Source organism: Desulfatiglans parachlorophenolica, assembly GCF_055394735.1.
In genome coordinates this window covers 4,031,343-4,057,672 of sequence record NZ_AP042460.1, presented here as the reverse complement: position 1 = coordinate 4,057,672, position 26,330 = coordinate 4,031,343, and the positions used below count along the sequence as shown (strand labels likewise).

23 protein-coding genes and 2 tRNA genes are annotated in these 26,330 nt (G+C 59.8%); 10 read left to right on the top strand and 15 right to left on the bottom strand.

Going from position 1 to position 26,330, the window contains the following annotated elements; all coding sequences use genetic code 11:
• Positions 1 to 23 precede the first annotated feature (23 nt).
• Positions 24 to 374, bottom strand: a complete 351-nt coding sequence (locus tag ACZ500_RS18905) for a YajD family HNH nuclease (protein ID WP_464233086.1) — start codon at positions 372 to 374, stop codon at positions 24 to 26.
• A 482-nt stretch (positions 375 to 856) separates the two neighbouring features.
• Here ACZ500_RS18905 and ACZ500_RS18900 point away from each other — a divergent pair, with 482 nt between their 5' ends.
• Entirely contained in the window at positions 857 to 1,147 is a 291-nt protein-coding gene (locus tag ACZ500_RS18900; RefSeq protein WP_464229000.1) for a DUF134 domain-containing protein, read from the top strand.
• Between the two features lie 63 nt (positions 1,148 to 1,210).
• On the opposite strand, the gene ACZ500_RS18895 is transcribed toward ACZ500_RS18900, so the two are convergent.
• The 3 genes from ACZ500_RS18895 to ACZ500_RS18885 all read right to left on the bottom strand — a co-directional run bounded on the left by ACZ500_RS18895 (position 1,211) and on the right by ACZ500_RS18885 (position 3,259).
• Positions 1,211 to 1,774, bottom strand: coding sequence for an adenylyl-sulfate kinase (locus tag ACZ500_RS18895; protein ID WP_464228999.1), 564 nt, complete (start codon positions 1,772 to 1,774; stop codon positions 1,211 to 1,213).
• A gap of 36 nt (positions 1,775 to 1,810) precedes the next feature.
• Positions 1,811 to 2,941 carry an aspartate--ammonia ligase gene (gene asnA, locus ACZ500_RS18890; RefSeq protein ID WP_464228998.1) on the bottom strand — a complete coding sequence of 377 codons (1,131 nt, stop codon included), beginning with the start codon at positions 2,939 to 2,941 and terminating at the stop codon, positions 1,811 to 1,813.
• Positions 2,942 to 3,094: 153 nt separating this feature from the next.
• A complete protein-coding gene (locus tag ACZ500_RS18885; RefSeq protein WP_464228997.1) occupies positions 3,095 to 3,259 on the bottom strand; it encodes a hypothetical protein in 165 nt (54 codons plus the stop codon).
• 460 nt (positions 3,260 to 3,719) lie between these two features.
• Between ACZ500_RS18885 and ACZ500_RS18880 the strand changes: the two genes are divergently transcribed.
• The 5 genes from ACZ500_RS18880 (at position 3,720) to ACZ500_RS18860 (ending at position 13,336) form a co-directional block, all read left to right on the top strand.
• Entirely contained in the window at positions 3,720 to 5,138 is a 1,419-nt protein-coding gene (locus tag ACZ500_RS18880; protein WP_464228996.1) for a TolC family protein, read from the top strand.
• 4 nt (positions 5,139 to 5,142) lie between these two features.
• Positions 5,143 to 6,315: an efflux RND transporter periplasmic adaptor subunit gene (locus ACZ500_RS18875; RefSeq protein WP_464228995.1), complete on the top strand. Its 1,173-nt coding sequence runs from the start codon at positions 5,143 to 5,145 to the stop codon at positions 6,313 to 6,315.
• Positions 6,312 to 9,542, top strand: a complete 3,231-nt coding sequence (locus tag ACZ500_RS18870; RefSeq protein WP_464228994.1) for an efflux RND transporter permease subunit — start codon at positions 6,312 to 6,314, stop codon at positions 9,540 to 9,542. Before ACZ500_RS18875 ends, ACZ500_RS18870 begins: the two co-directional genes overlap by 4 nt.
• 209 nt (positions 9,543 to 9,751) lie before the next feature.
• Complete coding sequence (locus ACZ500_RS18865) at positions 9,752 to 11,044, top strand: bifunctional folylpolyglutamate synthase/dihydrofolate synthase (protein ID WP_464228993.1); 1,293 nt, start codon at positions 9,752 to 9,754, stop codon at positions 11,042 to 11,044.
• Between the two features lie 21 nt (positions 11,045 to 11,065).
• Positions 11,066 to 13,336, top strand: coding sequence for an LPS-assembly protein LptD (locus ACZ500_RS18860; RefSeq protein ID WP_464228992.1), 2,271 nt, complete (start codon positions 11,066 to 11,068; stop codon positions 13,334 to 13,336).
• Here ACZ500_RS18860 and ACZ500_RS18855 read toward each other — a convergent pair.
• The 3 genes from ACZ500_RS18855 to ACZ500_RS18845 form a co-directional block, all read right to left on the bottom strand.
• Positions 13,333 to 14,244 (bottom strand): DUF368 domain-containing protein, encoded by a 912-nt coding sequence (locus tag ACZ500_RS18855; RefSeq protein WP_464228991.1) that lies wholly within the window; start codon positions 14,242 to 14,244, stop codon positions 13,333 to 13,335. The genes ACZ500_RS18860 and ACZ500_RS18855 overlap by 4 nt on opposite strands.
• Positions 14,231 to 14,461, bottom strand: a complete 231-nt coding sequence (locus ACZ500_RS18850) for a hypothetical protein (RefSeq protein WP_464228990.1) — start codon at positions 14,459 to 14,461, stop codon at positions 14,231 to 14,233. Before ACZ500_RS18850 ends, ACZ500_RS18855 begins: the two co-directional genes overlap by 14 nt.
• A 182-nt stretch (positions 14,462 to 14,643) precedes the next feature.
• Entirely contained in the window at positions 14,644 to 15,423 is a 780-nt protein-coding gene (locus tag ACZ500_RS18845) for an undecaprenyl-diphosphate phosphatase (RefSeq protein WP_464228989.1), read from the bottom strand.
• A 158-nt stretch (positions 15,424 to 15,581) separates the two neighbouring features.
• On the opposite strand from ACZ500_RS18845, the gene ACZ500_RS18840 reads away from it, so the two are divergent.
• The gene (locus tag ACZ500_RS18840; RefSeq protein ID WP_464228988.1) at positions 15,582 to 16,685 is read left to right on the top strand and encodes a 6-phosphofructokinase; all 1,104 of its coding nucleotides are present in this window, start codon (positions 15,582 to 15,584) and stop codon (positions 16,683 to 16,685) included.
• A gap of 222 nt (positions 16,686 to 16,907) precedes the next feature.
• On the opposite strand, the gene ACZ500_RS18835 is transcribed toward ACZ500_RS18840, so the two are convergent.
• From ACZ500_RS18835 to tadA, 7 genes are all read right to left on the bottom strand, one after another.
• Positions 16,908 to 18,284 (bottom strand): FAD-binding oxidoreductase, encoded by a 1,377-nt coding sequence (locus ACZ500_RS18835; protein ID WP_464228987.1) that lies wholly within the window; start codon positions 18,282 to 18,284, stop codon positions 16,908 to 16,910.
• A complete protein-coding gene (gene recR, locus ACZ500_RS18830; RefSeq protein WP_464228986.1) occupies positions 18,281 to 18,892 on the bottom strand; it encodes a recombination mediator RecR in 612 nt (203 codons plus the stop codon). Before recR ends, ACZ500_RS18835 begins: the two co-directional genes overlap by 4 nt.
• A 25-nt stretch (positions 18,893 to 18,917) precedes the next feature.
• Positions 18,918 to 19,247 (bottom strand): YbaB/EbfC family nucleoid-associated protein, encoded by a 330-nt coding sequence (locus tag ACZ500_RS18825; protein ID WP_464228985.1) that lies wholly within the window; start codon positions 19,245 to 19,247, stop codon positions 18,918 to 18,920.
• A complete protein-coding gene (gene dnaX, locus ACZ500_RS18820; protein ID WP_464228984.1) occupies positions 19,244 to 20,926 on the bottom strand; it encodes a DNA polymerase III subunit gamma/tau in 1,683 nt (560 codons plus the stop codon). The genes ACZ500_RS18825 and dnaX overlap by 4 nt, the downstream gene beginning before the upstream one ends.
• Before the next feature lie 185 nt (positions 20,927 to 21,111).
• Positions 21,112 to 21,205, bottom strand: a tRNA-Ser gene (locus tag ACZ500_RS18815).
• A gap of 79 nt (positions 21,206 to 21,284) precedes the next feature.
• Positions 21,285 to 21,380, bottom strand: a tRNA-Ser gene (locus ACZ500_RS18810).
• Positions 21,381 to 21,388: 8 nt separating this feature from the next.
• Entirely contained in the window at positions 21,389 to 21,856 is a 468-nt protein-coding gene (tadA, locus tag ACZ500_RS18805) for a tRNA adenosine(34) deaminase TadA (RefSeq protein WP_464228983.1), read from the bottom strand.
• A 392-nt stretch (positions 21,857 to 22,248) separates the two neighbouring features.
• Here tadA and ACZ500_RS18800 point away from each other — a divergent pair, with 392 nt between their 5' ends.
• Positions 22,249 to 22,557: an HNH endonuclease gene (locus ACZ500_RS18800; protein WP_464233085.1), complete on the top strand. Its 309-nt coding sequence runs from the start codon at positions 22,249 to 22,251 to the stop codon at positions 22,555 to 22,557.
• Positions 22,558 to 22,609: 52 nt separating this feature from the next.
• Here the strand turns inward: ACZ500_RS18800 and ACZ500_RS18795 are convergent, their stop codons facing one another.
• On the bottom strand, positions 22,610 to 23,413 hold the full coding sequence (locus ACZ500_RS18795) for an SAM hydrolase/SAM-dependent halogenase family protein (protein ID WP_464228982.1): 804 nt from the start codon (positions 23,411 to 23,413) through the stop codon (positions 22,610 to 22,612).
• A 292-nt stretch (positions 23,414 to 23,705) separates the two neighbouring features.
• On the opposite strand from ACZ500_RS18795, the gene ACZ500_RS18790 reads away from it, so the two are divergent.
• Together ACZ500_RS18790 and ACZ500_RS18785 are read left to right on the top strand one after the other, a co-directional pair.
• Complete coding sequence (locus ACZ500_RS18790) at positions 23,706 to 24,986, top strand: ABC transporter substrate-binding protein (protein WP_464228981.1); 1,281 nt, start codon at positions 23,706 to 23,708, stop codon at positions 24,984 to 24,986.
• 327 nt (positions 24,987 to 25,313) lie between these two features.
• On the top strand, positions 25,314 to 26,186 hold the full coding sequence (locus ACZ500_RS18785) for a branched-chain amino acid ABC transporter permease (RefSeq protein WP_464228980.1): 873 nt from the start codon (positions 25,314 to 25,316) through the stop codon (positions 26,184 to 26,186).
• Positions 26,187 to 26,330: the final 144 nt, after the last annotated feature.

The following is a 26,330-nucleotide window of genomic DNA, read 5'->3' as shown; positions in this document are numbered from 1 at the left end:
GTGTGCGGACTGCAAACTCGTTCTCAGGAATCTTTCTTCACGGCCAGCCCCTGAAGTTTGGCAAACGGGCTGTGGGTCAGCTTCGTTTCCCTGTTCTGACCCGCCTCCGCACCGCCGCCTTCCACGTAATCGAGATAGCGTCGGTGTTCGTTTTCGTGGCAATAGACACAAAGATTTTCCCAGTTGCTCCCATCCGCCGGGTTGTTGTCATGGTTGTGGTCTTTGTGATGAACGGTCAGCAGGTGCAGGTTCTTACGGGTGAATTCCCGGCCGCACCGGGCGCAAACCCACGGATGGATCTTCAGGGACTGCTCGCGGTAACCCTTTTCCCGCTCCGCGGCAGCCTTGCGGGCCTCCGCTATGGCACGCCTCATCTTCTCCTCATCGACGCCGCTGCCCGGCTTGCGTGGACCGCTTGTCGTACTCGCCATGGATCCTTCCTCTTCCGCTCGTTACAACCGTGCTCATGATCCAGGAACATCCTGGATTGGAAACCTGGCTCCTGCTGGATAAACCTTTGCAAGCCGGGAACGTACCCTGCTCGATCAACCTCTTCGGATGGATGTTCTCCCGCTTTCCATGCGGGGACAACAGGCCTATTCACCGACCTCCCCTGAAAGCAGGCATCCCATCGGACCCGCAGACCCCGCAAAAACAGGGGACGCCCGCTTTTTACACGAATACCACTTCGCGACCAAAGCTTCAAGCCATAAAGGAATGCCCTGCAGTCCAGCCGATGGGCTTGACACGGGGTGCGCTTCCAGGCTAGGATTATGCTCACAGGCTCAAAACAAAGCACGAGAGGAACCCCATGCCCCGTCCGAGAAAGAGGCGATTCGTTCAACATCCCCCGGTAGTGACCGGTTTTCTCCCGAACAGCGTCCCTCCCTGGGGGCGCTGCGAGGTCTTCCTGACTCTCGAAGGGCTCGAAGCCCTGCGCCTGAGCGATTTCGAAGGGCTCGACCAGGAAACGGCCGCGGAAAGGATGAACGTCTCGCGCCAGACCTTCGGCCGCATCCTGGCCGGGGCCCGACGGATCGTCGCCGAAGCGCTGGTCCTCGGAAAAACCCTGACGATCGATGGGGGCGATTTCCAGTTCCCCGCACGCCCTCCCGGAAGGCACCGGCGGCGGGGCGGCAACGGTTGAACGGTTGCCGCCGCGGCGGGACCGGCATCGGCATGGCCCTTTCCCGGACCCGCCCCATCCGGTCTACGAGCAGGCCGTCCCCCAGCGCTCCATGATATAACCGAAAATCCGCCTGGCAGCCTCTTCCGCTGATAGCTCTCCGATCGGGATCTCGAGTTCGGGCTGGAGCGGCTCCTCATACGGCACATCGACGCCCGGCATCTGCCCGTGGAGACAGCCGTCGCGGGCCTTCCGGTACAAGTCGGACTGGACGAGCGTCGCTTTACGCCCGGCTTCGCGGACCTGGCAGATTTCGACCGGGCAGGCCAGATAGACCTCGGCGAATTCGGAGACCAAAGAGCGCGCCAGATCGCGAAAATGACGCCGATGACCCGTGGCGTCGATCACGACCTGCTTTTCGCCACGCTCCACCAGCAGCTGCGCCATCAAGGCCAGGGCCCGATAGACAATCGAACGCTCCTCTTCCGTATAGGCCGGTTCGGGGGTCAGGATCTTCCTGAGCCTGTCCAGGCTCAACACCACCGCATCGATCCCCTCCGCCTGCAGCAGCGCCTGAAGGCACCCCGTCACCGTGCTCTTGCCGCAACCCGGCCTGCCGGTAATCCAAAGACAAAACGGCCGCATCATATTCCCTGCCGCCTGCGATCGAACGCAGGCATTCCGCTACTCGAGGACATGAATATTCTTCCTGGCGCTCATTTCCTTCAGCACCCTGGGCCAGACGGTCACACTCACCTCCCCCAGATGGGCCTTCTGCAGCAGCAGCATGAACGTACGGGACTGGCCGATGCCGCCGCCGATACTGAGCGGGATCTCGTTTTTCAGCACCGCCTGGTGATAGGGCATCTTGAGGAGGTCGAGCTGGCCGCATATTTCGAGCTGCTGGCGCAAGGTTTCCGCATTGACCCGGATGCCCATCGAGGTCAGTTCATGCCGCCTCTTCGTAACGGGATTCCAGACGAGGATGTCGCCGTTCAGACCGTGCATCGGCCGCCCATCCCGCGAAACCGTCTCCGTCGCCCAGTCATCGTAATCCGCAGCCCTCATCTCGTGCGGATACCCGTCCTCCAGAACCCAGCCGATGCCGTAGATGAAGACAGCCGGATATTCCTGGACGATGCGGGTCTCCCGCTGCTTGCGGGGAAGATCCGGATAGCGGTCCAGGAGGTCCTCCGCGTGGATGAACGTGAGTTCGTCCGGCAGGTCCGGATACCGGCCGGATTTGAGCGCCGGGAACAAAGACTGGACATGCTGTTCGGCCCCCTTCAGAACGGTCCAGATCTTGCGGACCACCTCCGTCAGGAAATCCAGATTCCGATGCTCCGCCGTAATCGCCATCTCCCAGTCCCACTGATCCACATAGGCGCTGTGGTCATGATCCAGGAAGTAGTCCTTGCGAACCGCCCGCATATCCGTCAGAACCCCTTCCCCCACCTGCATCCCGAACTGCCGGAGGGCGATCCGCTTCCACTTGGTGGCGGCCTGGACGATCTGGGCGTCGACCGGGTTCTTGTCCCGGTCATTCGAGATATGAAACTGGACCGGGCTCCTGGATCCGTCCCGGTCCAGATAATCGTTCACGCCGCTCTCGACATCGACGATCAAGGGCACCGTCACCCGCAAGAGGTTCAACTGGCGGCACAGGTTCTCTTCGATGTAATCCTTGGCTGCATACACGGCCTCCTGGGTCTCCCGCGGAGACAACAGGGACGTGTAATCACCTGGAAGAATCATCTCGAGTTCATCGTAATCACCGATGCCTGGACCGGCCAAATCCTGCTGCTTTTCGCTCATCACTGGCTCTCCTTTAAAATCTGAAGTCACTCCCGTCATCCGCACAAACGCTTGATTTCCTTGATATCGGCAAACCGGGACCCGCCGCGAAGCGGTGGGACTGAGCACGCGAGGCGTGGGAAGAAAAAATCCTCATTTCCGGATGGAAACGACCTAGTGTCCATCCGGAAATGATTTCCCTATAGAACCCAGTTTCCAATCCGGAAATGAGGATTTTTGGCCAATATCAAGGAAATCAAGCGTTTGCGCGGAGGCGACCTGGTGGTCGCCGCACAAGCAAACGTGCAGATTGACTCCGAGATTGGCCAAAAAGACCATTTCCGGATGGAAACGACCTGATTCCCCATCGGCAGAAAGGTTCACGGACACCGCTTCCATCGCTCCACAATCGACATCCGACCGCACCCGCTTTTTGAAGTAATGCGAAGGAGAAAACATCATGGCTGAATGGAATCAAGTTCGATTCGTTTATCATAAGTTCCGGCATGATCAAAGCAAAAATATTGCTTGCATACAACGCCTCCTCTCTGCAACCATGGCCGATATGTTCTCCCTGCTCTCATTCCGGGAGGGGAGTTTCCGGTCGGGCCCCGAATCACTCGGCGTCCTTGCACCTGCAGCGGCCTGGCCTCTTTTTTCCAGACCGCTGCGGCTGTCATCGAGCATGGGCAACAAGGCTGTCTTCCCGGCCGGATGACGGTTGAAACCGGAATACGGAACGAAACTCCAGGGTGAAATGAAGCCAGTTCATATATCCTCGGTTTGGATCCTGCTCTTGTTGTCCTTTCTGATTTTTCCCGGGTGCCGTTCGGCCGAGCGCTACACCTACCATTCCATTGCGGCGGCTTACCCGTCCCCTCGTGCGGGCTCGGGAATCTCTTCCCCGCGGATCGACCCGGAAGAGTTGCTTGCACCCATACCGGCGCCCTTGACCCTGAATGCCGCCATCCGTATAGCCCTCACGAACAATCCGGACATCTCCATGTCTATCGCGCGAATGCGGCAATCGGAGGCCATGATCGCAGAGGCCGCCGCGGCTTTCTGGCCCACGATCGGCGTATATGGCGAATACCTGCAGGGGAATGCGCCATCGGCCTTCCTTTTCAAGAAAATCGACCAGCGCCTGTTGCCGCCGGACGCCGATTTCAACAACCCCGGCTGGTTCGAAAACTACGAGGCCGGGATCCAGGCGCGCATCAACCTGTTCAGCGGCGGCCGCGACTACCTCCGAAAACGGATGTCCGAAACAGGGTTCGAGATCGAGCAGTTGGATCGTCTCAGCATAGAGAACGCCCTGATCGCCTCGGTCATCGACGGCTATTTCAATCTCCTCGCAGCCGCCGATTTCGTGGAGGTGGCCGCTGAATCGGTCGAAACCGTCGAGGCGCAGCTGCGGACCATGCAGGCCCGGTACCGGGCCGGCGGAGCCCTCAAGTCCGATGTCCTCTCCCTGGACGTTCGGCTGGCCCAGGCCAGGGAAGAACGCATCAGGGCCGAAAACAGCCTGAGCCTGGCCGACGCGGCGCTGGCCAATCTGCTCGGGCACGACCCGGATACCCGCCTCGATCTCGTGCGGGGCGAAAAAGTCGCCCTCTCCGTTCCCGAAACCTATACCGCGGCACTGCCGGAGGCCCTGGCGAACCGCCCCGAACTGCGGGTGGTCCGTTGCCGGCTCGTGCAGAGCAGGATGGCTCTCGACGCGGCACGCGCCGACTATCTGCCGCGGATCGACGCGCAGGGGCGGTATTACTTCGACGACCCCGGGTTGGACTTCGAGCGTGATCGTGAAAACTGGACCCTGAGCGTGATGGTGAACTGGGACCTCTTCAGCGGTTTCGGCACCAGGGCCCGGGTGCGGCAGGCCGGCTGGGCCCTTCAGGAACTGCTCGCCGCCGACCGCAAGACGACCCAGGCCATCCAGTTGGATCTCAAAAAGGCCTATCTGGATCTGGCCCAGGCCAAAGCGCGCCACGAGGTCACCCTGGCCGCCGAAGCCCAGGCGGACGAGGCCTTGCGCATCGTCAAGATGCAGTACGAGGGTGGATCGGCGGACGTCACACGGTACCTGGATGCCGAACTGGCCCGCAACCGGGCCCGGATGCTGTCCAGGGCCGCTTATTACGACGGGGAAAAGGCCCTGGCCGCCGTGGGCCGTGCCCTCGGACGCTGGGGATATCCGAATGACAACCGGGAGTGACGCGATGCGCAAGCCGTCGAAAAGCCGCCTCAAATGGGCTGGTTTCGCCGGAGGGACTCTGGTCCTGATCCTGCTGATGCTTTATATGACCGGATTTTTCGTCCCTGACAAGGTCGGCCCAGGCACCGGCCCCGCATTCGTGCCCGAGCGGGCCGGCGCCAAATCCTATCCCACCGCCGTCGCGGAACGGACGACGATCACGGAATTTTACGAGGCCGTCGGAACCGTGCGTCCCCTGACCGAGACCCGGATCGAATCCCTCGTGCATGCCCGGATCAGAGAGATCCTAGTGCGCCCCGGCGACAGGGTCGAACAGGACGAACCGCTCGTCCTGCTCGATTCCAGGGAGATCGAAGCACGGCTGGAACAGACCCGCGAGGCCTACGGCGCAGCCCAGGCGCGCGTAGCCGGGGCACGCCAGGAAATCCTGGCCGCCGAAGCCGTCTTGGAACAGGCCCAGGCCCATCACCGGCGGATCGAGGCCTATGCTGAAGCGGAGGCTGCGACGGCGCAGGACCTGGAACAGGCCCTTTCGGGTCTTCAACAGGCCAAGGCCAGACGGGAGCAGGCCGGGCAAGCCCTGGCCGAGGCTCAGGCCGGCGCCCGGCAGGCTGAGGAGGCCGTCCGGGCCGCCGACGTCCACCTGGGATACACCCGCATTCTGGCGCCGGAAGACGGGCAGGTCGTCGAGCGGCTCGCCGACCCCGGCGATCTCGCCTTCCCGGGCAAGACCCTTCTGACTTTGCAAACGCCGGGCCGTCTGCGAATCGAGGCCTACGTCCGCGAAGGACTGCTGCCATGGGTCCGCATCGGCCAGGAGTTGGCCTGCGTGATCCCGGCTCTCGCGCGGAGGCTGCAGGTGGAGATTCAGGAGATCGTTCCCGCCGCCGACCCCTCGACCCGATCGATCCTGGTCAAAGCGGCCCTGCCCTCAGATCCGTCGCTTTTCCCTGGCATGTTCGGCCGCCTCCTGGTGCCGGTCAAGGAAAGACCGGCGATCCTGATCCCGCGCGCGGCCCCGCGCATGGTCGGACAGCTTCACACCGTCCTGATCCAGATGGACGGCCGATGGCAGGAGGTCCTGATCAAGACCGGCCCTATTCATGACGATCGGATCGAGGTCCTCTCCGGGCTTGAAGGCGGAGAGGTGATCGCCGTGCGGGGTGAACGGGAATGAACGATCTCGAAACCACCCCGAAGGGTTTTATCCCCCTCGTCGTCAAGCAGTTTCTGAATTACCGTCTTTCCATCCTGTTCCTGGTCTTCGCCATGGCCGCCGGCGCGGTCGCCGTCCTGATCACTCCGCGCGAGGAGGAACCCCAGATCGTGGTTCCCATGGCCGACGTCTTCGTTCACGCCCCGGGCGCAAACGCCCAAGAGGTGGAAAAACTCGTCGCCACCCCCCTCGAACGGCTGCTCTGGCAGATTGAAGGTGTCGAATACGTGTACTCCATGTCGCGTCGGGATATGGCCGTCGTGACCGTGCGTTTCTTTGTGGGGGAGCACCGGGAAAACTCGCTCGTCAAGCTGCACAACAAGATCGCGATGCATATCGACGCGGCGCCTCCCCTCGTCCGCGGCTGGGTCATCAAACCGGTCGAGATCGACGACGTTCCCATCCTCAACCTGACCCTGCACTCCGATCGGTACAACGATCACGCCCTGCATCGAATCGGGGAGGAGGTGCTGGCCCGCCTCGCCGAGGTCCCGGACATTTCACGGACAGGGGTCGTCGGCGGCCGGGCGCGCGAGGTCCGGGTGGAGGTCTTGCCGGAAAACCTGGCCGCTTTCGGCATCTCGCTGCTGCAGGTGGTTCACGCCCTCGAGGCAACCGACGCCGCGGTCACCGCCGGGACGATCGTGCATAACAACCTTGAAATCACCGTGACGAGCGACGCATTCGTCGCCGACGCCCGCGAGGTGGAAAACCTAGTCGTGGGCGTGCACGACGGGAAACCGGTCTATCTGCGCGACCTCGGCACCGTTTCCGACAGTCCGGAAGAACCGGTCCGACACGCCCGCTTCGGCATGTCCTACCACGAGGCCCAACGCCTCGGCCTCGAGACCGAGCCCGTCACCCACTCCGCCGTCACCCTGGCCCTCGCCAAGAAACGGGGAACCAACGCCGTCGATGTCGCCCGAAACATCCTCGAGCGTATGGAAACGCTCAAGAAAACGGTCATCCCGGACGGGGTCGAGGTGGTCGTGACCCGCAACTACGGCCGCACGGCGCAGCAGAAGGTCGACGAACTGCTCAGTTCCCTCGTTTTCGCCATCCTGACGGTGGTCGGCCTCCTGGTCCTCACGCTCGGCTGGAGGGAATCGCTCGTCGTAGCCGTGGCGGTCCCGCTCAGTTTCGCCTTGGCGCTTTTCGTCAACTACCTCTTCGGTTTCACCATCAACCGGGTGACCCTCTTCGCGCTCATTCTCTCGCTCGGCCTGGTGGTGGACGATCCGATCATCAATGTCGACAACATCCAGCGCCACATCCTCGCAGGACGCAGAAAACCCGAGATGGCGACCCTCTTCGCGGTCAAGGAGGTCCTGCCGCCTGTCATCATGTCCACTTTGGCGATCATCGTCTCGTTCACCCCGCTCTTCTTCATCACGGGGATGATGGGCCCCTATATGGCGCCCATGGCCGCCAACGTCCCCCTGACCGTCTCTTTTTCCACCGTTTGCGCCCTGACCGTGGTCCCCTGGCTGAGCTGGGTCCTGATCCGCAAACGGGCGCCGCAATCTCCGGGTGAAGCGGAGGTGGAAACCGACGCGGCACCCGGATGGATCAGGCGGGTGTATCGGCGGATCACCGGTCCGTTCCTCGCCTCCCGGCCCATGCGCTGGGCCCTGGCACTCGCGGTCGTTCTGCTGCTGTGCGCCTCGGCGGCATTGGCGCTCTTCAGGCAGGTGCCGCTCAAGATGCTGCCTTTCGACAACAAGGATGAATTTCAGGTGGTGATCGACATGCCCGAGGGCACACCGCTCGAGGCCACCGACCGGGCGGTGCGGGCCTTCGAGGAATACCTGCGCGGGGTCCCCGAGGTCACCCACTTCGTCTCCTATGTGGGGACCGGATCCCCCATGGATTTCAACGGGATGGTCCGGCATTATTACCTCCGGGAGGCCGGCAACCTGGCCGACATCCGCGTCAATCTGGCGGGCAAGAAGCGGCGGGTGCAGCAAAGCCATACCATCCTTCTCCGAATCCGGAAAGACCTGGAAGAGCTCGCCCGCCGCGAGGGGGCCCACATCAAGCTGGTGGAAGTCCCCCCCGGCCCTCCGGTCCTTTCCACGATCGTCACGGAGATCTACGGCACGCCCGACCAGACCTACGCGGAACTGATCATGGCCGGCAAGCAGGTCCAGGAGGTGATGGCAGAAGAACCGTTCGTCGTGGACATCGACGACAGCACCGAAACCCCGCGCCAGCGCCTGGACTTCCAACCGGACAAGGCCAAGGCCGCTCTGCATGGCGTCTCGACCCACCAGATCGCCCAAACCCTACGGACGGCGCTCGAGGGGGGGCAACCCGCGACCGTTCACCTGGCCGGAGAGCGTCAACCTCTTTCCATCCGGATCGTGATGCCCAAAGAGAAGCGATCGGACACCGAGCACCTTGCAGGCCTCCCGATCCTGACCGCGGAAGGGATGCACGTTCCGCTCGGGGAACTGGGCGTCTTCAAGGCCGTGGCCGAGGATCAGCCCATTTATCACAAGAACCTCGAACGGGTGGTGTTCGTCTATGCCGAAACAGCAGGGAGACCCCCGGCCACCGCGATCCTCGACATGCAAAGCGAGCTCAGGAACAAGCCCCTTCCTGATGGGATTCGAGCCGAATGGGCCGGCGAAGGGGAATGGAAGATCACCCTCGACGTCTTCAGGGACCTCGGAATCGCATATGCCGCGGCAATGCTGGGCATATACATCCTGCTCGTGCTCCAGATGAGTTCTTTCTTCCTCCCGCTCCTGATCATGATATCCGTTCCCCTGACCCTGATCGGCATCATGCCCGGGTTCTGGCTCCTCAACCTGGCCTTTGCGCCCCCCGTGGACGGCTTCCAGAACCCCGTTTTTTTCACGGCGACCAGCATGATCGGGATGATCGCCCTCGGAGGGATTGTCATCCGCAACTCCCTGGTCCTGATCGAGTTCATTCAGGACGCCCTGAAACAGGGCGTTCCGTTGAAGGACGCCGTCCTCGAAAGCGGCGCGGCCCGCATGCGGCCCATCCTGCTGACAGCCGCCACGACGGCCCTCGGCGCCTGGCCCATCACCCTGGACCCGATCTTCAGCGGCCTGGCGTGGGCCTTGATCTTCGGTCTGTTCGCTTCGACCTTTTTCACCTTGGTGGTCGTACCGGTGGCTTTCTACGCCTTGAACTTCAGCTCCCACCGCCCACGGTAGAACACCTGTTTTCGGCGATGGCCGGCTGTCATCTTTTGAATTGACAAAGACCCAGCCATTGAAGAATATACGGACCACCTTGGCGCAAAATCCCCGCCACGGGTGTCTCCCTCAACGCTTGGGCTCCCGCCGGGCCGAAGACCGTATCCATGGCGGCGCGAAGCAAGCCGGAAACCGCGCCGGAACCCTCTATAACCTGAATAAAGACTATGCAACCACCATCCTACCAGGAAGCTCTCGGTTCCCTCTACCGTCTGCAGAAATTCGGCATCAAGTTCGGGCTGTCCCAGACCGCCCATCTCCTCGAGGCCTTTGGAAACCCTCACCTCGGAGAGCGTTACGTCCACATCGCGGGCACGAACGGCAAGGGGTCCGTCTCCGTTTTCCTGGCCGGCATCCTGGAAGCAGCCGGATACCGCGTCGGGTTTTATTCCTCGCCCCATCTCGTCCGCTTCACGGAACGCTTTCGCATCAACGGCGAGGAAATGCCCCCTGAGGAGGCGGTTTCTCTTATCGGCGAAACCCTTGAAGCCGTGGCTCCCGAAGAGCCGCCGACCTTCTTCGAGGCGGTGACCGCCATGGCCCTTGTCTATTTCAAACGCCGAAAGACGGATCTCGCCATCCTCGAAGTGGGGATGGGCGGACGGTTGGATGCCACCAACCTCATTACGCCGCTCGTTTCGGCCATCACCAACATCTCCCTGGAGCATCAGACATACCTGGGAAGGACGCTCCGGCAGATCGCCAGGGAGAAGGCCGGCATCATCAAGCCCGGCGTGCCTGTATTCACGGCCGCCGAACAGCCTGCGGTCCTCTCCGTCTTCGAAGGCATCGCCCGGGAAAGGGGAGCCCCTCTCTATCGCATCGGCAAAGAGATCCGCTACCGGAAAACAGCCGGTGGACTGAACTACTACGGCCGCTTTCAAACGCTCAGGGACCTGCAGCTCGGGCTCAGGGGCACCTATCAAAGCCGGAACGCCGCCCTTGCCCTCGCGTTGGCGGAGGCACTTCAGGAGGCCGGGTGGGCCCTTTCAGAGGATCATATGCGCAGGGGCCTTCAAAAGGCCTTCTGGCCCGGAAGGATGCATGTGGTATCGGAGGAACCCGTCATCATCCTGGACGGAGCGCACAATCCGGCCGCCATGCGGCACCTGGCCGCCGCGGTTCGGTCGGAATTTCCCGGCAGACGCCTGATCCTCGTAATCGGTATCATGGAGGACAAAGATATTCCGGGCATCCTTTCCGGTATCCTGCCCATCAGTTCGCATGTCATATACACCCGGCCGGTTTACGCCCGCGCTGCGGACCCGAAAAAGCTCATCTCGGAGGCTCGAACCCAGGGACCTCCGGGGGAGACCGCCGCCACCATCCCGGAAGCCATTGACCGGGCCCGTGCACTGGCCGGCAAAAACGACGTCATTCTGATCTGTGGATCGCTCTTTACGGTCGGGGAGGCCCTTGCCGTATTCGACCCGCTCACAAACCGTCCTGACCCGCCTTAGCAAGCCATCTGCGGACAGGCCGTGAAGGATTTTGCCATGTCTCATGCTGGAATATGCCGGCTTATCGCGCGCCTTCTCGCCGTGGGCCTTTTCTGGTCCGTATTGGCGGCCGGTGCACCATCCGGCCGGTGCGAGGAATGGGGACGAAGGGTCGATACGGTCCTGTCGCCCGATATCCCCTGGGAGATCTTCGGCGATGAACTCGGCTACGACAGCAGGACACAACAGTACAGGGCTAAAGGCAATGTGGTCATCACCAAAGGGGCCCAGTCTCTGTATTCGGACGAGGCCTTTTACGACCTGAAGACCGGTATCGCCGAGGTCTGGGGCAACGTGCGGCTCAAGAGCGGCGGGGACACCTTCAATGGCGACCACGCGGTCTTCAACCTACAGACGCAGACCGGAAGCATCACGAACGGCGTCCTTTTTCTGAAGCAGAACCACGTGTACATCAGTGGAAAGCATATGGAAAAGATCGGGCCGGATACCTATCTGATCCATGAGGCCCGATTGACGACCTGCGACGGGCCGGACCCGGTCTGGTTCATTACCGGCAAAAAGGTCAAGGTCACCGTGGAAGGGTACGGAACAGTCGAAAACGCCTCCTTCCGGGTCAATGGCCTGCCGGTGCTCTACCTGCCCTACATGATCTTTCCCGCCAAGACCAACCGCCAGACCGGCCTGCTGCCGCCGCGGATCGGCTACTCGAGCCTGAACGGCGCCGATATTGAAATCCCGTTCTTCTGGGCCATCTCGGATCAAGCCGATGCCACTTTCTACCAGCGCTATCTGAGCCAGCGGGGCTATATGCAAGGGGTCGAGTTCAACTACATCCTGGACCCCCGATCGAAGGGCACCTTCCTGGCGGATGTCCTTTCCGACGATAAAAGTCCCAAGAACATGGCCGACGGTGATGCACTGGATGTCAGCCCGCTGCCGCGCACGAACGAAACCCGCTACTGGCTGAGGGGGCGCGCCGACCAGGCCCTCCCCGCAGACATTACGGCAAAAGCGGATCTGGACTATGTGAGCGATCAGGATTACCTGCGGGAATTCGGTGAAGGCCCGATGGGTTTCGACGCAAGGCCCGATCTCGCCGACGATTGGGGACGCCCTTTCGAGGAACGGTACGCACCCCTGCGTCGTTCGGCCCTGCGACTCGACCGGGACGGCAGCGGCTACAGCCTTCAGGGCGGAACCGCCTATTACCAGCGGCCTGAAGACCTGAGCGTCGATCGCACCGCGCAGCCCCTCGGGGACCTCTACTTCAATCTGCTGCCGCGGAAATACTTTGCCTTTCCCCTGTTTACCGCCCTCGGCTCCGACTACGCTTACGTGTGGCGGGACGTCGGGGATAAGGGGCATCGTCTGTCTCTCGCCCCCGAGGCCCGGCTCCCCTTTTTCCCGGGCCGATATCTGGAGTTCGAACCTTCCCTGCGATACATCTACAACGCTCGATGGGTCGAAAACGACTCGACCAGAGAGGACAACCGAGACTCGAATCAGGCTTACGAAATGGCGGCAGACCTGTCCACCAACCTCGATCGTATCTATGCGGTCGACTGGCTGGGGGCCAAAAAGCTGAAGCACAAGATCAGGCCCTCTTTCGGCTACCGGTACCGCTCGTTGAAAGAAGAAAATCAGGTCGTGCCATGGTATGAGGACATCACGCGCGAGCGCCCGGCCAACGTGTTCGAGGTCAGCCTGGAAAACTTCCTCGATGCACGCCTGGAGAATAAAAAAGGAAACGTCTCCTACCGCCAGTGGGCCACCTTCGACCTGATCCAGGGATACGACATCGGAGAGGCCCGCCACCCTGACGACCCGGATGACGAAAGACCCTTCACCCCGCTCGAGGCCGACCTCGTCCTGCATCCCCTTCCCAGGATGGATCTGCGGGGAAACGCCCAGTGGAACCATTACGACAAGGAAATCGCATCCACGACCGTTTCCCTGGATATGGCCCTCGACAGACGCAACGGCCTGCGCGACTATTACCGGCTCGATTATGCATACCTTCGGGACGGGCAGAAGAACGTGAATTTTCTGGTGGACGTAAACCTTTTTTACGGTGTGTGGGCGGGGACATCCCTTGAGCGGGACATCACAGCCAAGGAGAATATATCCAGCCGGTACTGGCTGGGGTATCGAAGCCAGTGCTGGGCCACCAGCCTCTTTGTGGAGAATACCGACGCCGACTCGCGGGTGGGAATCATGATCGAACTCATGGGTCTGGGCGAAATCGGTGCACACAGTTCGTGGACAAGGACCGACAAAGAGGACCGCTTTTAGGCCGATCGAACCGCCAGTCGATCCAACCCCAAAACGACCATAAACCCGAGCATCATCAGAAAAGCGGCCCCCAGGACCTCTCCATTCCATTGAGGGGGGAGGATGTTGACCTGTGCCGCCGCCTCCTTCCACGGCCACACTTTGCGGAGCGATCCAAGCATCAGGCCCGTCAGAACCGCCACCATGGCATCATGGTACCGGTCGAGCAGCCAGCCCAGAAGACGCGAAAAGGCAGCAAGCCCAACACAGGCGCCCAAGGCCACCAGACCGAGAACCATCATGTCACGCCCGTTGACCGCATCGAGCACGGTCTGATATTTGCCCAGCAGCACCAGGACAAAGGAACCTGAGATCCCCGGAAGGATCATGGCGCAGATGGCGACCGCCCCGCTCATGAAAAGGTACCAGGGGGCATCGGGCGGAGCGAGCGGTACAAGACCCACCAGCCAGTAAGCCCCCAAGAGTCCTGCCGTGAACATCAAGAACAACGAGGGGCGCCACGCCGAGACCCGGCGGCCGACGATCACCACAGACGCAACGATGAGTCCGAAAAAAAAGGACCAGATAAAAATCGGGTGCTCTCGAAGCAGCCAGCTCAGAAGGCGCGCCAGAGAGAAAATCGCGGTCAGGATGCCTATTCCCAAAGCCAGAAGGAAGCGCCAGGCTACATGGTCCAAAGCCCCTTTGAAATCCCCCCTGAGAACCATCCTCAACGCGGCTGCGTCAAAGGATCGGATGGCATGGATCAACTTTTCGTAAATCCCCAGGATGAACGCCATGGTTCCCCCCGATACACCTGGAACCACGTCGGCGGCGCCCATACAGATGCCTTTGAGCGCCAGAAGGGCATCCTCCCTCAAAAGTGCCGTTGAAGCAGACGGCGCACCCGCCGTCTTACGGTTGTCCATTTCGCTTCTCTCCCCGAATCCCTTGTGTCAACCCCGATCCAGTCTCCATCCGGAAATGCTCTTTTTGGCCAATCTCGGCGTCAATCTGCACGTTTGCCTGTGCGGCGACCACTAGGTCGCCTCCGCGCAAGCACTTGATTTCCTTGATATTGGCCAAACCGGGACCCGCCGCGTAGCAGTGGGACTGAGCGGCGAAGCGGTGAAGAAAAATCCTCATTTCCGGATTGGAAACTGGGTTGTACCGCGAAATCACTTCCGGATGGATACTCATCAATATCCATCAAATCACGTGCAGATAGACGCCTATGTTGGCGAAAAAGACCATTGCCGGATGGAAACAACCTGCTTTACCATTGCATCATTCAACCGGCCACACCGGAATCCGTCGGTCCGGCATCCTTATTGGAAGATAAGGATCATCATCCCAAGCGCAAAACAGTAGGGTGCGAAATAGGCCAGTCGACCCTGCCGCACCACGGCCATCAAGATTTTCAGTGCAAAAAGGCCCACCAGGGCCGCCGTGCAAAAACCGGCGGCGATAGGCAAAAGGCCCGCGCTTCCAAGCTCCTGAGACCCCAATTGGAGAAGAAGCGCCCCGAAGATGGCGGGAATAGCCAGCAAAAACGAGTACCGTCCAGCCAGTTCGCGGTTCAATCCGAGAAAGAGCCCGGCTGCTATGGTCGCTCCCGAGCGGGAGATGCCGGGCGTAATGGCCAGTCCCTGCGCCGCTCCGACAGCCAATGCTACATACCAGGGAATAGCGGAGAGCCTGGTATAGCCTCTCGGTACCAAACCGGTCAGGGTGAGCACGATACCGGTCATGATCAACATCATCCCAACGGTCGAGACAGACCCGAAAAGGGCCTCGAGGGGCTCTTTGAAGATGAGGCCGATCATCGCTGTGGGAATGGAGCCGATCAGCACAGCAGCAACCAGCCGGGCCTGCGGGTCCCCCATCTTGAGGCGCAGGGTAGCCATGGTCATCTCCTTCAGATCCTGCCTGAAAAAGATGCAGACCGCCAGGAGTGTCCCTACGTGTAACGCGCTGTCAAGAAAAAGCTCAGGCTCCCTGAATCCCAAAAGATGCTGAAAAACGACCAGATGGCCTGAACTGCTGACAGGCAGAAATTCCGTGAGGCCCTGGATCACACCCAATAGCGCTGCTTCAAAAAACCCCATGATCCCCTTTGTCCTTTGGCAATGAATTGATTCCGGTCTGCGCGGCCATGCCGGCGCATGGGTCCATTTCTTGACAGGCCGGCACTTTTTGCATTATGCTTTTCGTAGAAAAACACCTTCGATTATACAGTTTATCATTTTTAGGCGGGAGGCCTCCAATGAAAATAAAAGTGGGCGTTTTGTCGGCAGGTGGCGACTGTCCGGGAATCAACAGCACCATTCACTGGCTGGTCAATTCCGCCCTGGACAAGGATCTTGTGCCGCGGCGCGGTGTCATGTTCGACATCGTCGGTATCATCGACGGCTGGAAGGGTCTGGTAGATATCAAACCGGAGAAACCCGAAAGCGTCAAGCAGTGGACGATGCCTCTCAACCTCGACAATGTGCGAACCTGGGACCGCTACGGCGGCACCCGCCTCGGGACCACCCGCCTGAACCCCTTCGATCCCCAGAAGGATGAATCCGCCGTGCTGATGGAGAATTACCAGAAGCTCGGCCTGGATGCATTGGTCGTTATCGGCGGCTTCGACAACCTGGGCGTCGCCTACAAATTTTACAAGCAGGGGCTCAAGGTCGTCGGCATTCCCAAAACCATCGACCGGGACCTCTCTGAAACCGAGTACACCTTGGGCTTCGATTCCGCCCTCAACACCATCACCTCGGACATCGACCGGCTCCGTACTACGGCCGGCTCCCACAGCCGGATCTTCGTGGTGGAGTGCATGGGTCGCAAAGCCGGCTGGCTGGCGCTCGAAGGCGGCGAGGCATCGGGTTCGGCCGTGATTCTCATTCCGGAACACGACTTTCTTTTGGAACGGGTCATCGAGATCCTCAAGCAGCAGCGCCAGACCGGCAAGCGGTACAGCATCGTTCTGGTGGCGGAAGGCGCCAAACCCAGGGGCATGGCCGAGGTGTACGAAAGGCGTGGAAAGGATGGATTCGGCCATACCTATCTCGGGGGCATCGGCGGTTTCATCGCCGAGGAGATCCAGAAGCAGACCGATATGGAAGTGCGCTATGTGGCTCTGCGGCACCTGCAGCGCGGGGGGCCGCCGACGGCGCATGACCGGCGGATGGGGCGTAAATTCGGGATCGCTGCGGTCGACATGATCGTCAACGAAGATTTCGGACGGATGACAAGCCTGAAACACGGCGAAATCACCAGCGTTCCACTCAAAAAGGCCCTGGAACGGCTCCATCTCGTCGATGTCGAAAAATATTACAACACCAAGGATTACAAGAGTCTGGACAAAATCCTGTAATTTTTACCAGCCCTTTGACGGATCGCCTCCAGACCTCACGCTTCGAAAGCATCCGCGTCGATCCGTCCGACCCTCAGGCGGAGGCAACGCAACGAACCGGCTGCCTTATCGTTTCGGACCGAAGCGGGCGCCGCCCGAGGGGCTCCCCGCTCAGACACCGGATCCCGGTGCGGCCTTCGCCCGGGACTCGTCCTGTCGTTTTCACTGCAGTTTCCGACACGTTCAGGTCATCATCTTGCCGGGGTTCAGGATGCCATGCGGATCGAAAGCCTTTTTGATCCGCTGCATGAGCGCAATCCCTGCCGGAGAGATTTCCATCCCGAGATAGGCCGCCTTGGTGATCCCGATACCATGCTCCCCTGACAGGGTCCCCCCCATGGCGATCACCTTTTCGAAAAGGGCCTTGACGATCTCCTCCGCTTTCGAGCACTCCAGCGGGTCGTTCTTGTCCAGCATGATATTGACATGCAGATTGCCGTCCCCTGCGTGGCCGAATGCAGGGATCGGCAAACCATAGCGCCGGCTCACGGCGTCCAGGAACATCACGAGTTCTGCCATGCGGCTGCGGGGCACGACGATGTCTTCGCTCACTTTATGCGGCCTGAGTTTGTACAGGGAGGGAGAGAGATTACGGCGCGCCTCCCAGAGCGTCTCGGCCCCTTGACGGTCATCCGCCGTCAAAAACCCTGAAACGCCGCTCGCCTCGCAGACTTGGCGAACCCGGAGAGCGTCCCGCTCCACCTCTTCCCGCCCCCCGTCCACCTCGATCAACAGCAGCGCCTCCGTCCCGGCAGGCACCCCAAGGGCGATTTCGTCCCGGACACAGGCAATGCTCCGGCTGTCCATCAGCTCGAGAGTCGAAGGAAGGATCCTGCTCCGAATGATCCGACTCACGGTCTCGACCGCCCCTGTCACTTCCCGGAAAAAAGCGATCATCGTCCGTTGGGTCTCAGGCCTCGGCACAAGCCGCACCGTGATTTCCGTCACCACGGCGAGCGTCCCTTCCGAGCCGATCAACAGGCGTGTGAGATCATAGCCCACGACGCCTTTCATCGTTTCAACGCCCGTCTTCAGGATCTCGCCGGTTGGAAGGACCGCGGTCAGGCCCAGGATATAATCCCTGGTGACACCGTATTTCACCGCCCGGAGCCCGCCCGCACACTCGGCCACGTTACCGCCAATGGTGGATATATCGCTGCTGGCAGGGTCGGGGGGGTAAAACAGGCCGCATTTTTCGACCTCGGCCTGAAGGCGAGCCGTGATCACACCCGGCTCTACCTTCGCGATCAGATTGTCCTCATCGATCGACACGATCCGGTTGAAACGCTCCATCGACATGACCAGCCCCCCGCTGACCGGCAGGGCGCCCCCGCTCATGCCAGTGCCCGCCCCACGGGGGATGACCGGAAATCCCTCCTGATCGGCCAGAATGAGAATGGCTGAAACTTCTCGGCTGTTTCCTGGAAATATCACGGCATCCGGCATGAAGCGAAGCTTGGTCCCGTCGGTCGCATAGGCCTCGAAATCCGCCGGATCGAGTCTGAGATGTTCGGGTCCGACAATGCCGCTGAGGGTCTCTATGACATGGGGCAAGATCATGACCCGATGGCAACCCGGCTTTTCAAGGCATGCTGCAGGGTCATACGGTCCATGTATTTCAGGTCCCCTCCCATAGGAACGCCCAAGGCGATACGGCTGATCCTGACAGCGGGATTTTTTTGTGCAATCACTTTGCCGAGGTAAGACGCCGTAGCTTCCCCTTCCGTCGTGGGATTGGTGGCCAGAATCACCTCCCGGATGCCTTCCGGGTCGAAACGCCTGAGGAGTTCCCCGATCCGCAGTTGCTCGGGACCGACCCCGTCGAGCGGAGCGAGCACGCCATGCAGGACATGGTAGCGGCCTTTATAGATTCCCGATTCTTCGAGCGCCATCTGATCGCCGGGCGTCTCCACGACGCAGACCGTCTCCGAATGGCGATTCGGGCTGCTGCAGATAAGGCAGGGGTCCTGATCGGTCAGATTGCAGCATATCGAGCAGAACCGGATCTTTTCCTTCACATCCATAAGGCTGCGGGCCAATTCTTCCGCCAGCGCCGTCGGGCTCCGCAGGATGTACAGGGCCATCCGGGTGGCGGATTTCTGGCCGATACCGGGTAACCGCGTGAAATGTTCGATCAGTTTTTCAAGGGATGCAGGGTAGATACCCATCTGGCTCCGTCCGGAAACACCGTCATCAGAACAGACCGGGAAGTCCGGGCATGTTCAGTCCTTTGGTCAATTTCCCCATCTCTTCGTTCACCATGTTCTTCGCCTGCGTCAAGGCGTCATTGACAGCCGCCAGAACGAGATCCTGAAGCATATCGATGTCATCCGGATCGACGACCTCCCGATCGATCCTGACAGAAACCAACTCCTGGCGGCCGTTGGCGGTCACGGTGACCATTCCGCCCCCTGCCGAGGCCTGGACCGTCCTGTCGCCGAGTTCTTCCTGCATTTTGGCCATCTTGGCCTGAAACTGCTGGGCCTGCTTCATCAGCTGGCCCATATTGGGGATTCCTTTCATGTCTCGACCTCCTCATCTGTCTCCAGCGCCGGGCCCCCCGTATTTTCCATTCCCTTGGAATCAGCCTCGATCCGTCCTTCGAAAAGGTTGAGAATATCCTGAACCGGCGGGGAGACTTGGGCATATCGTTTCCGGCTCGTACTTTCCGGTCTCGAAGGAGGGGCATTCGGTTTGAGCGCCTGCTCCGGGGGATCGATCAACCGGATCTTCAACTGCCGCCCGAAAAACGCCTCCACATGATCCGAAAGCTGCCGCGCATGATCGGCATCCTCGAAATAGGAGGCCGTGAAGGGCTGCCTGCTCTTGAGGAGTTCGACCTCATGATCGCCGATGGAACGACAGGTCCAGTCCTTCAGGATGTTCCCCATCGGCCTATTCTTCGCGGAAAGGAACATCAGAAACTTCGGCCAGGCTTCTATCCCGGCCGTTTTATTTCCTTCGACGGGAGCATCCTCGCCACCGATGAAATCCTCGCCCGCCCGGGCAAAACGGTCAACCGGCCCGGGGGGGGCATCGCACGCCGTGCCGACACCGACCGGCAGCCCATTCTGCAGCACCTCCAGGCGCTGGAGAATCCCTTCGAAGGAGAGATACTCCCCCAGTTGGCACAATTTGACCAGCAGGGTTTCCAGAACCAAACGCGGGGAAGAAGCATAGCGCAGGGTCTCTTCCCGCAGAATCAGGAAATTCAGGATCATCTGAATCCGGGCTTCCCCGGCCTTTCGAGCCTGCGCTCGGGTCTCTTCCCTCTCACTCGCGCTCATCTCCAGGAGGCCTTCATCCGCCGAAACGAGGCTTACCATCAGGTTTCGGAAATGCTCCATGAGGGTGCGGTAGAATTCCTTGATATCGTAGCCGCTGTTGTAAACCTCATCGACGATTCGAAGGCACGCTCCTGGGTTCCCTTCGATCAGCGCCCGGCCGGTCTCGAAGACCAGCCTCCGATCGACCACACCAAGAATGTCGACGACCCGGGCATCGTCGACGGCCTGTCCGGTAAAGGCGACGACCTGATCCAGCAAGCTTTGGGCATCCCGCATACTGCCGCCGGCTGCACGCGCAATGACCGTCAGAGCCTCCGGGCTTATGGAGATCCCTTCCTCCCGGCTCACATTTGCGAGATGGTCCACGATCTTCGGGAGAGCAATGCGCTTGAAATCGAAGCGCTGGCACCGCGACAGGATGGTCACCGGGACCTTGTGAGGCTCGGTGGTGGCGAAGATGAACTTGACGTGCGGCGGCGGTTCTTCCAGGGTCTTGAGGAGGGCGTTGAATGCCTGAAGCGTCAGCATGTGCACTTCATCGATGATATAGACGCGGTAGGGGCTGGAAGAAGGCATGTACCGGATGTTCTGCCTCAATTCCCTGATCTCTTCGATGCCGCGGTTGGAGGCCCCGTCGATCTCCTGCACGTCCACGGAGGATCCGTTGGTGATCTCCAGGCAGGAGCGGCACTGGTTGCAAGGCACCCCGCGTTCGCCTGCTTGGCAGTTGAGCGCCTTTGCGAAGATCCGTGCCACCGATGTCTTGCCGACCCCACGCGCACCGCTGAAAAGATAGGCCTGGGCCAGTCTCCCCGATTTGATCGCATTCATCAGGGTTTGGGTCACATGCTCTTGACCCACGACCTCCTGAAAGACCTGCGGCCGCCACTTTCGGGCTAGAACTTCATAAGACATAGACGATCCGGTTCATTCAAACAAGCAGAACGGCCCCGCCACCTCACGGCAGCGGCGCAAGGAAACCCGCTGCGCCTTCCCGGCAGCACACGTGAGGTTCGAAACAGGACCTCTTTAACAAGGCGCGGAAATCTTCGCGGGGAAGGGCCAGGGGTGGCATCCCCAAGGAAGAGGGCGGAAAAATATGGCGGAGAGAGAGGGATTCGAACCCTCGGTGCCACTTTAGGTAGCACACGCGATTTCCAGTCGCGCTCCTTCGGCCAGCTCGGACATCTCTCCGGATTGGAACCCTGAAACAGGATTGAGGTGTACCGGCAACCTCGAATACTGCAGTCGACCATCATTACCCGGCAAAACATGGCGGAGAGGGTGGGATTCGAACCCACGTGCCCCGCTATTAACGGGACAAGTCGATTTCGAGTCGACCCCGTTACGACCACTTCGGTACCTCTCCAAACCGGCTCAGGCGACCTTTTTCCTCCGCATCCTGAAAAAGGACTGCATCAAGGCTCGGCACTCCGGTTCCATCAGGCCCCCCTGCGTATCCATACGATGGTTCAGCCTGGAATCCGAGGCCATCTCGTAAAGCGAGGCGACCGCACCCCATTTCGGATCGGAGGCGCCGTAAACGAGGCGGGCCACCCTGGCATGGATGGCAGCACCCACACACATGGGGCAGGGCTCCACGGTCACGACAAGAAGGGCACCTGTCAAACGGTAATTGCGGCAAGCCAGGCATGCCTCACGAATGGCCAGGATCTCTGCGTGGGCCGTTGCATCGCTGAGGCCGACCATCCGATTGTGAGCCCGGGCAAGGACAGCGCCCTCACTGCTCACCAACAAGGCCCCTATGGGCACCTCACCTTCCTCGAAAGCGGTCTTTGCCTCCTCGATAGCCTGGTGCATGTAGTAGGGGAGATCAAAACCCATCTGTTTATGTTTATCACAATCATTTTTTTGCAGTCAACCGGAAATGACGATCTGCGCCCCGAGAGGGGCCTTCAAAGGGTCGCCGCACAAGCAAACGTGCAGATTGACGCCGAGATTGGCAAAAAGGACCATTTCCGGATGGAAACGAATGACGCTCGTCATCGAAGCGCGTTGCTGCATACCCATCGCCCCATTCCGGACCACCCCCCCCTGAAAAACTTTAAAAAATTGACAAATTCCCGGCATTTAACTATCTTATACCTATTACCGAATGCGCATCCCTTGTAGATCCTCGTTTCAGGATCATTCTCGGATCCAATGGACCCGAAACCCCGCTTTTTTCGACGCAGAAACAGGCGTTGCAAGCATTCGATCGATGGAGGGACAGGGCTATCCAAGTTTTTTACGAGACCATCTCCACGGATGAGATCCGGCGGGAAAAAGAAAAGGCGAGACGACTGCGAAAGACCCAGTGGTGGCAGAACCGGATCCAGAAAGGTGTGTGCCACTACTGCCATCGACAGGTAGGGCGGGAAGCCCTCACCATGGATCATATCGTACCATTGAGCCGGGGCGGCAAGAGCAGGAAGGGCAATATCGTGGCCGCGTGCAAGGACTGCAACAACAAAAAGAGGTATCTACTGCCCGTCGAATGGGATGCTTACCTGGAATCGCTGAAAAGCCTGCCCGCGCATGAGTAAAGCGCTTCCCGTCCGAGAAAGACCACGCTCCGGGTACCGATCATCTCGTTCGTCATGCGGGGCTCACCCGTACTGGGATCCCTTCCGAGTCTCCATTCCGACCCACGAGCGCGGAGGCCCGCCCCTGATTTACGGCAATCTCCAGGTAACCCGAACTCCCCAGAAGGGCGAGCATCTCACCGCGCGGCACATTGGAATAGGTCCCGCTAATGCCTCGAATCGTCAGACCGCCGATCGTCACCTTCAACCCGGTCAAGCAACTCAAGTACCCTATATCCCGCCGACGGATGTTGCTTATGAGATTGCCGAAACGGTCCACTCGGACAACCTCTCCCACTACGGCATCTTTCGAGCGCTTGACAGTCGGCAACTCGAGCCGCACGGGATTCTGGATAGGACTCCCTATATCGAACGGGTCGATCCCCCGAGCCAAATGCCCCGCTACGGGGGCGAAGATGTCCCTCCCATGAAAAGTCCTGCTGATCTTGGGCAGGAAATACGTTTCAGAAGTGAGGTGAATCACCGTAGCCTCCCCGGCAGCCTCGATGAGAGGCCAAAAAATCCCATTGTCGGGGCCCACGAAGAAACTGGATTCGGTGCACACGAGGATAGGTCTGCGTGCCCCTCCCACTCCGGGGTCCACCACAGCGAGATGGACCGTGCCCGCAGGAAAAAAGCGAGTCGACTCTTCCAGCATCCATGCCCCCTGCCGGATATCACCGGGCCGGATCCCATGCGAGATGTCCACGACCGTCGCTCCCGGGTGGATCCCGAGGATGACCCCTTTCATGATCGCTGCGTAAACGTCTTCCCACCCAAAATCGGTTGTCAGAGTGACGATGCCGGAAGGTTCCACGAAATCCGCTCCTTGTAAAAAGGTTGTTTCAATTCCATCGGCCGCGCTGGATAAGCATTTCCGGATGGACATTCGATAAGCATGAATTCATTGATCTCAAGATCACTTTGCACTATATAAACAGAGAACGATTTTCACCGGATCGCATCCCGTCAGGAAAGGAGGCCACACCCAGTAAAGGAAAACGGATTCCCAGGCATCACCGTCATTTCCCGACCCAGGAACAAATCGACCATTTTCATCACAGGGCGTTAGCCTCAACGCGCCTCATCGTTCGAAAAGGAGGACACGGATGAAAGGAATACGATTTATTTTCGGCCCGATTTTGATGTCTCTGGTCCTGGCGCTCTTTCTGGTTGCGGAGGTCTCGGCACAGACGCCCATCGTCATCGGCGTTCCCACCTCGACCGGGTTTGTTGAGGGAAAGGAAGCCCTCCAGGCGGTCATCATGGCCACTGAGGAAATCAACGCGAAAGGCGGTGTACAGGTCGGCGGTGAAAAAAGGATGCTGAAGGTGGAATCGATCGACATCAGAGACGCCGCCCCCGGGGTGCCGGTGCCCGAAGCCCTCCTTGGCCTCGAAAAAATGATCCTCGACCAGAAGCCGGCAGCGCTCGTGGTCGGTCCTTTCCGGTCCGAGGCCCTCATGGCCGGAATGGATATCATCGCCAAATACAAAGTTCCGATCATCGGCACCATTGCCATGTCCCCCGCCTCGGAAGAAAAGATCAAACAGGAGCCGGAAAAATACCGGTACGTCTTTAGAACCTGCTTGAACGCCAAATACCTGGTCAAGTACCTGATCGGAACTATGGCATTCATCAACGAGCAATTCGGCTTCAACAAGGTTTACATCATGAACCAGGATGTCGCCTGGGCCCGCAAGACAGCCGAATTGATGACGGAGCTTTATTTCAAGAAGGCGGGATGGGAGGTCTTGGGCTCCGAAAGCTATCCGACCGGCACATCCGATTTTTCGTCGGCCCTCATGAAGATCCGGGCGCAGGGCGCCCAGGTCATCCTCCCCATCTTCGATATGCCGCAGAGCGGGATCCTTGTCAAGCAATGGCATACCATGCGTGTACCTGCCTTGATGGCCGGTTTCATATCACCGCTCGCGGGCCCCGGAGCCTGGAAGACCTTCGAGGCCAAGATAGGGGGGGCAATCAACTGCAATTTTGAGTTGGGCAGCGCCATTGCCTCCTCCAAGGTGCCTGCCTCCGAAGCCTACTACGCTGCATACCAAACCCGATGGGGCAAGGCGATGGAGGCGGGGCATGGACCCGCGCCTTCTTATGAATCGGTCTATATCCTGGCCGAGGCCATCGAGCGCGCCGGGACTTTGGATCCCGATATCCTGGCTGCGGAGATCGCCAAAACCGACCGGCAGGGGGTCATGGGTCGTATCCGATTTGACGAAGGCCACCAGGCGGTTTACGATTACGATCCGTCGGAGGCTGCCATAGCCGTTGTCTTCCAGTGGACGGCGGAAGGCAAACGGGTCATCGTTCTGCCCGAGGCGGTTTCCGAAGGCCGGATACAGCTGCCGGAAGGGCTCAAGTCGCTCAAATAGGTTTCTGCCCGGGTCCGTTTGTATCCTGAATCGGTCTTGTGGAACACACAACCTTCCGATCCGGACACCGGCCCGCACCTTCCATCTGCATCCAGGCGGTCCGCAGACCAGCCCGCATTATCCGGCCCTTGTCTGCAGGGCCGTCGGCAGGCCGCCCTCTAAACAGACCGGCTGATCCCTTGCGATGGGGGCTGAAAAGGCTCTGCATGGTTTGAAGCCGGCGGATTTCAAAACGGTTGCAGGAATGCGGCTGTCAGGCGGCAATACAAGCGTTACGCTGTTCCAAACCATTTTGGAATCAGGCAAACTGCCGGGAAAGGCACCATCATGTTTGTCGGAACAGTCATTTATGCGGTCATCAACAGCGTTATCCTGGCCTTGATGGCCATTGGATTCAACCTCACCTTCGGCATCAGCGGGATCGCCAACTTCGCCTACGGCGCCCTTTATATCCTGGCAGCCTTCGTCGCCTGGATGCTGGTCTATCTCATGGGCCTGCCATACCTGATCGCAGCCGGATTCGCCGTGGCCTTGAATCTCCTGCTGGGCGCCCTGATGTACCGTTTTATCCTGATGCGCCTGCGGGGACAGGCCCTTTCGGAAGTCATCGCCACCTTCGGCATCGGCCTCGCACTGCTCGAGGTCTTCCGCTATCTCGGCTTCGTTGGTTTCGAGTACAATCTCCCTGTTCTTATCGACCGGAGTTTTTTCATCGCCGGAACCTACGTAGACGCTCAGCGGATTTTCATTGTTTTTCTGAGCATTTTCCTGGTCATCCTTCTCTATCTTTTTACCCACCACACGGCTACAGGCCTCGCGTTCAGAGGGATCGCCCAGGATGAACGTACCGCTCTCACCTTCGGGATCGACTCCGACAAGGTCGCCACCCTGAGCGTGGCGCTCGGGGCCGGCCTTGCAGCACTCGCCGCCCTTGTCATCATTCCGCTGGGCAGCATCTCGGTGGGCGAGGGCTACGACGTGCTGGTCAATGCACTGGCCGTCTGTATCATAGGTGGCCTCGGCAGTAACGGAGGGCTCGTTCTCGCCAGTTTCTTGATAGGCTTCGCCCAGCGTTTCACAGACACCTACATCGGCTCGCACTGGACCATGATCGTCAGTCTGGCAGCGATCCTGCTGGTTCTCGTCATCAAGCCCTCCGGCCTTTTTGGAAAACAGAAAGAACTCGAAGAAAGGATCTGAGGCTCACGAGGCAAGACCTCCCGGTTTTTTCGATCTCTCCAACCCCCTTTTTCCTCTAAATAAATAGGTTTTTCTTCCTTTTTTCACAAAAAATGCTTGACAGCAGCAAAATCAGACGCTAGAAATTTACCGAACGCTCGTTAA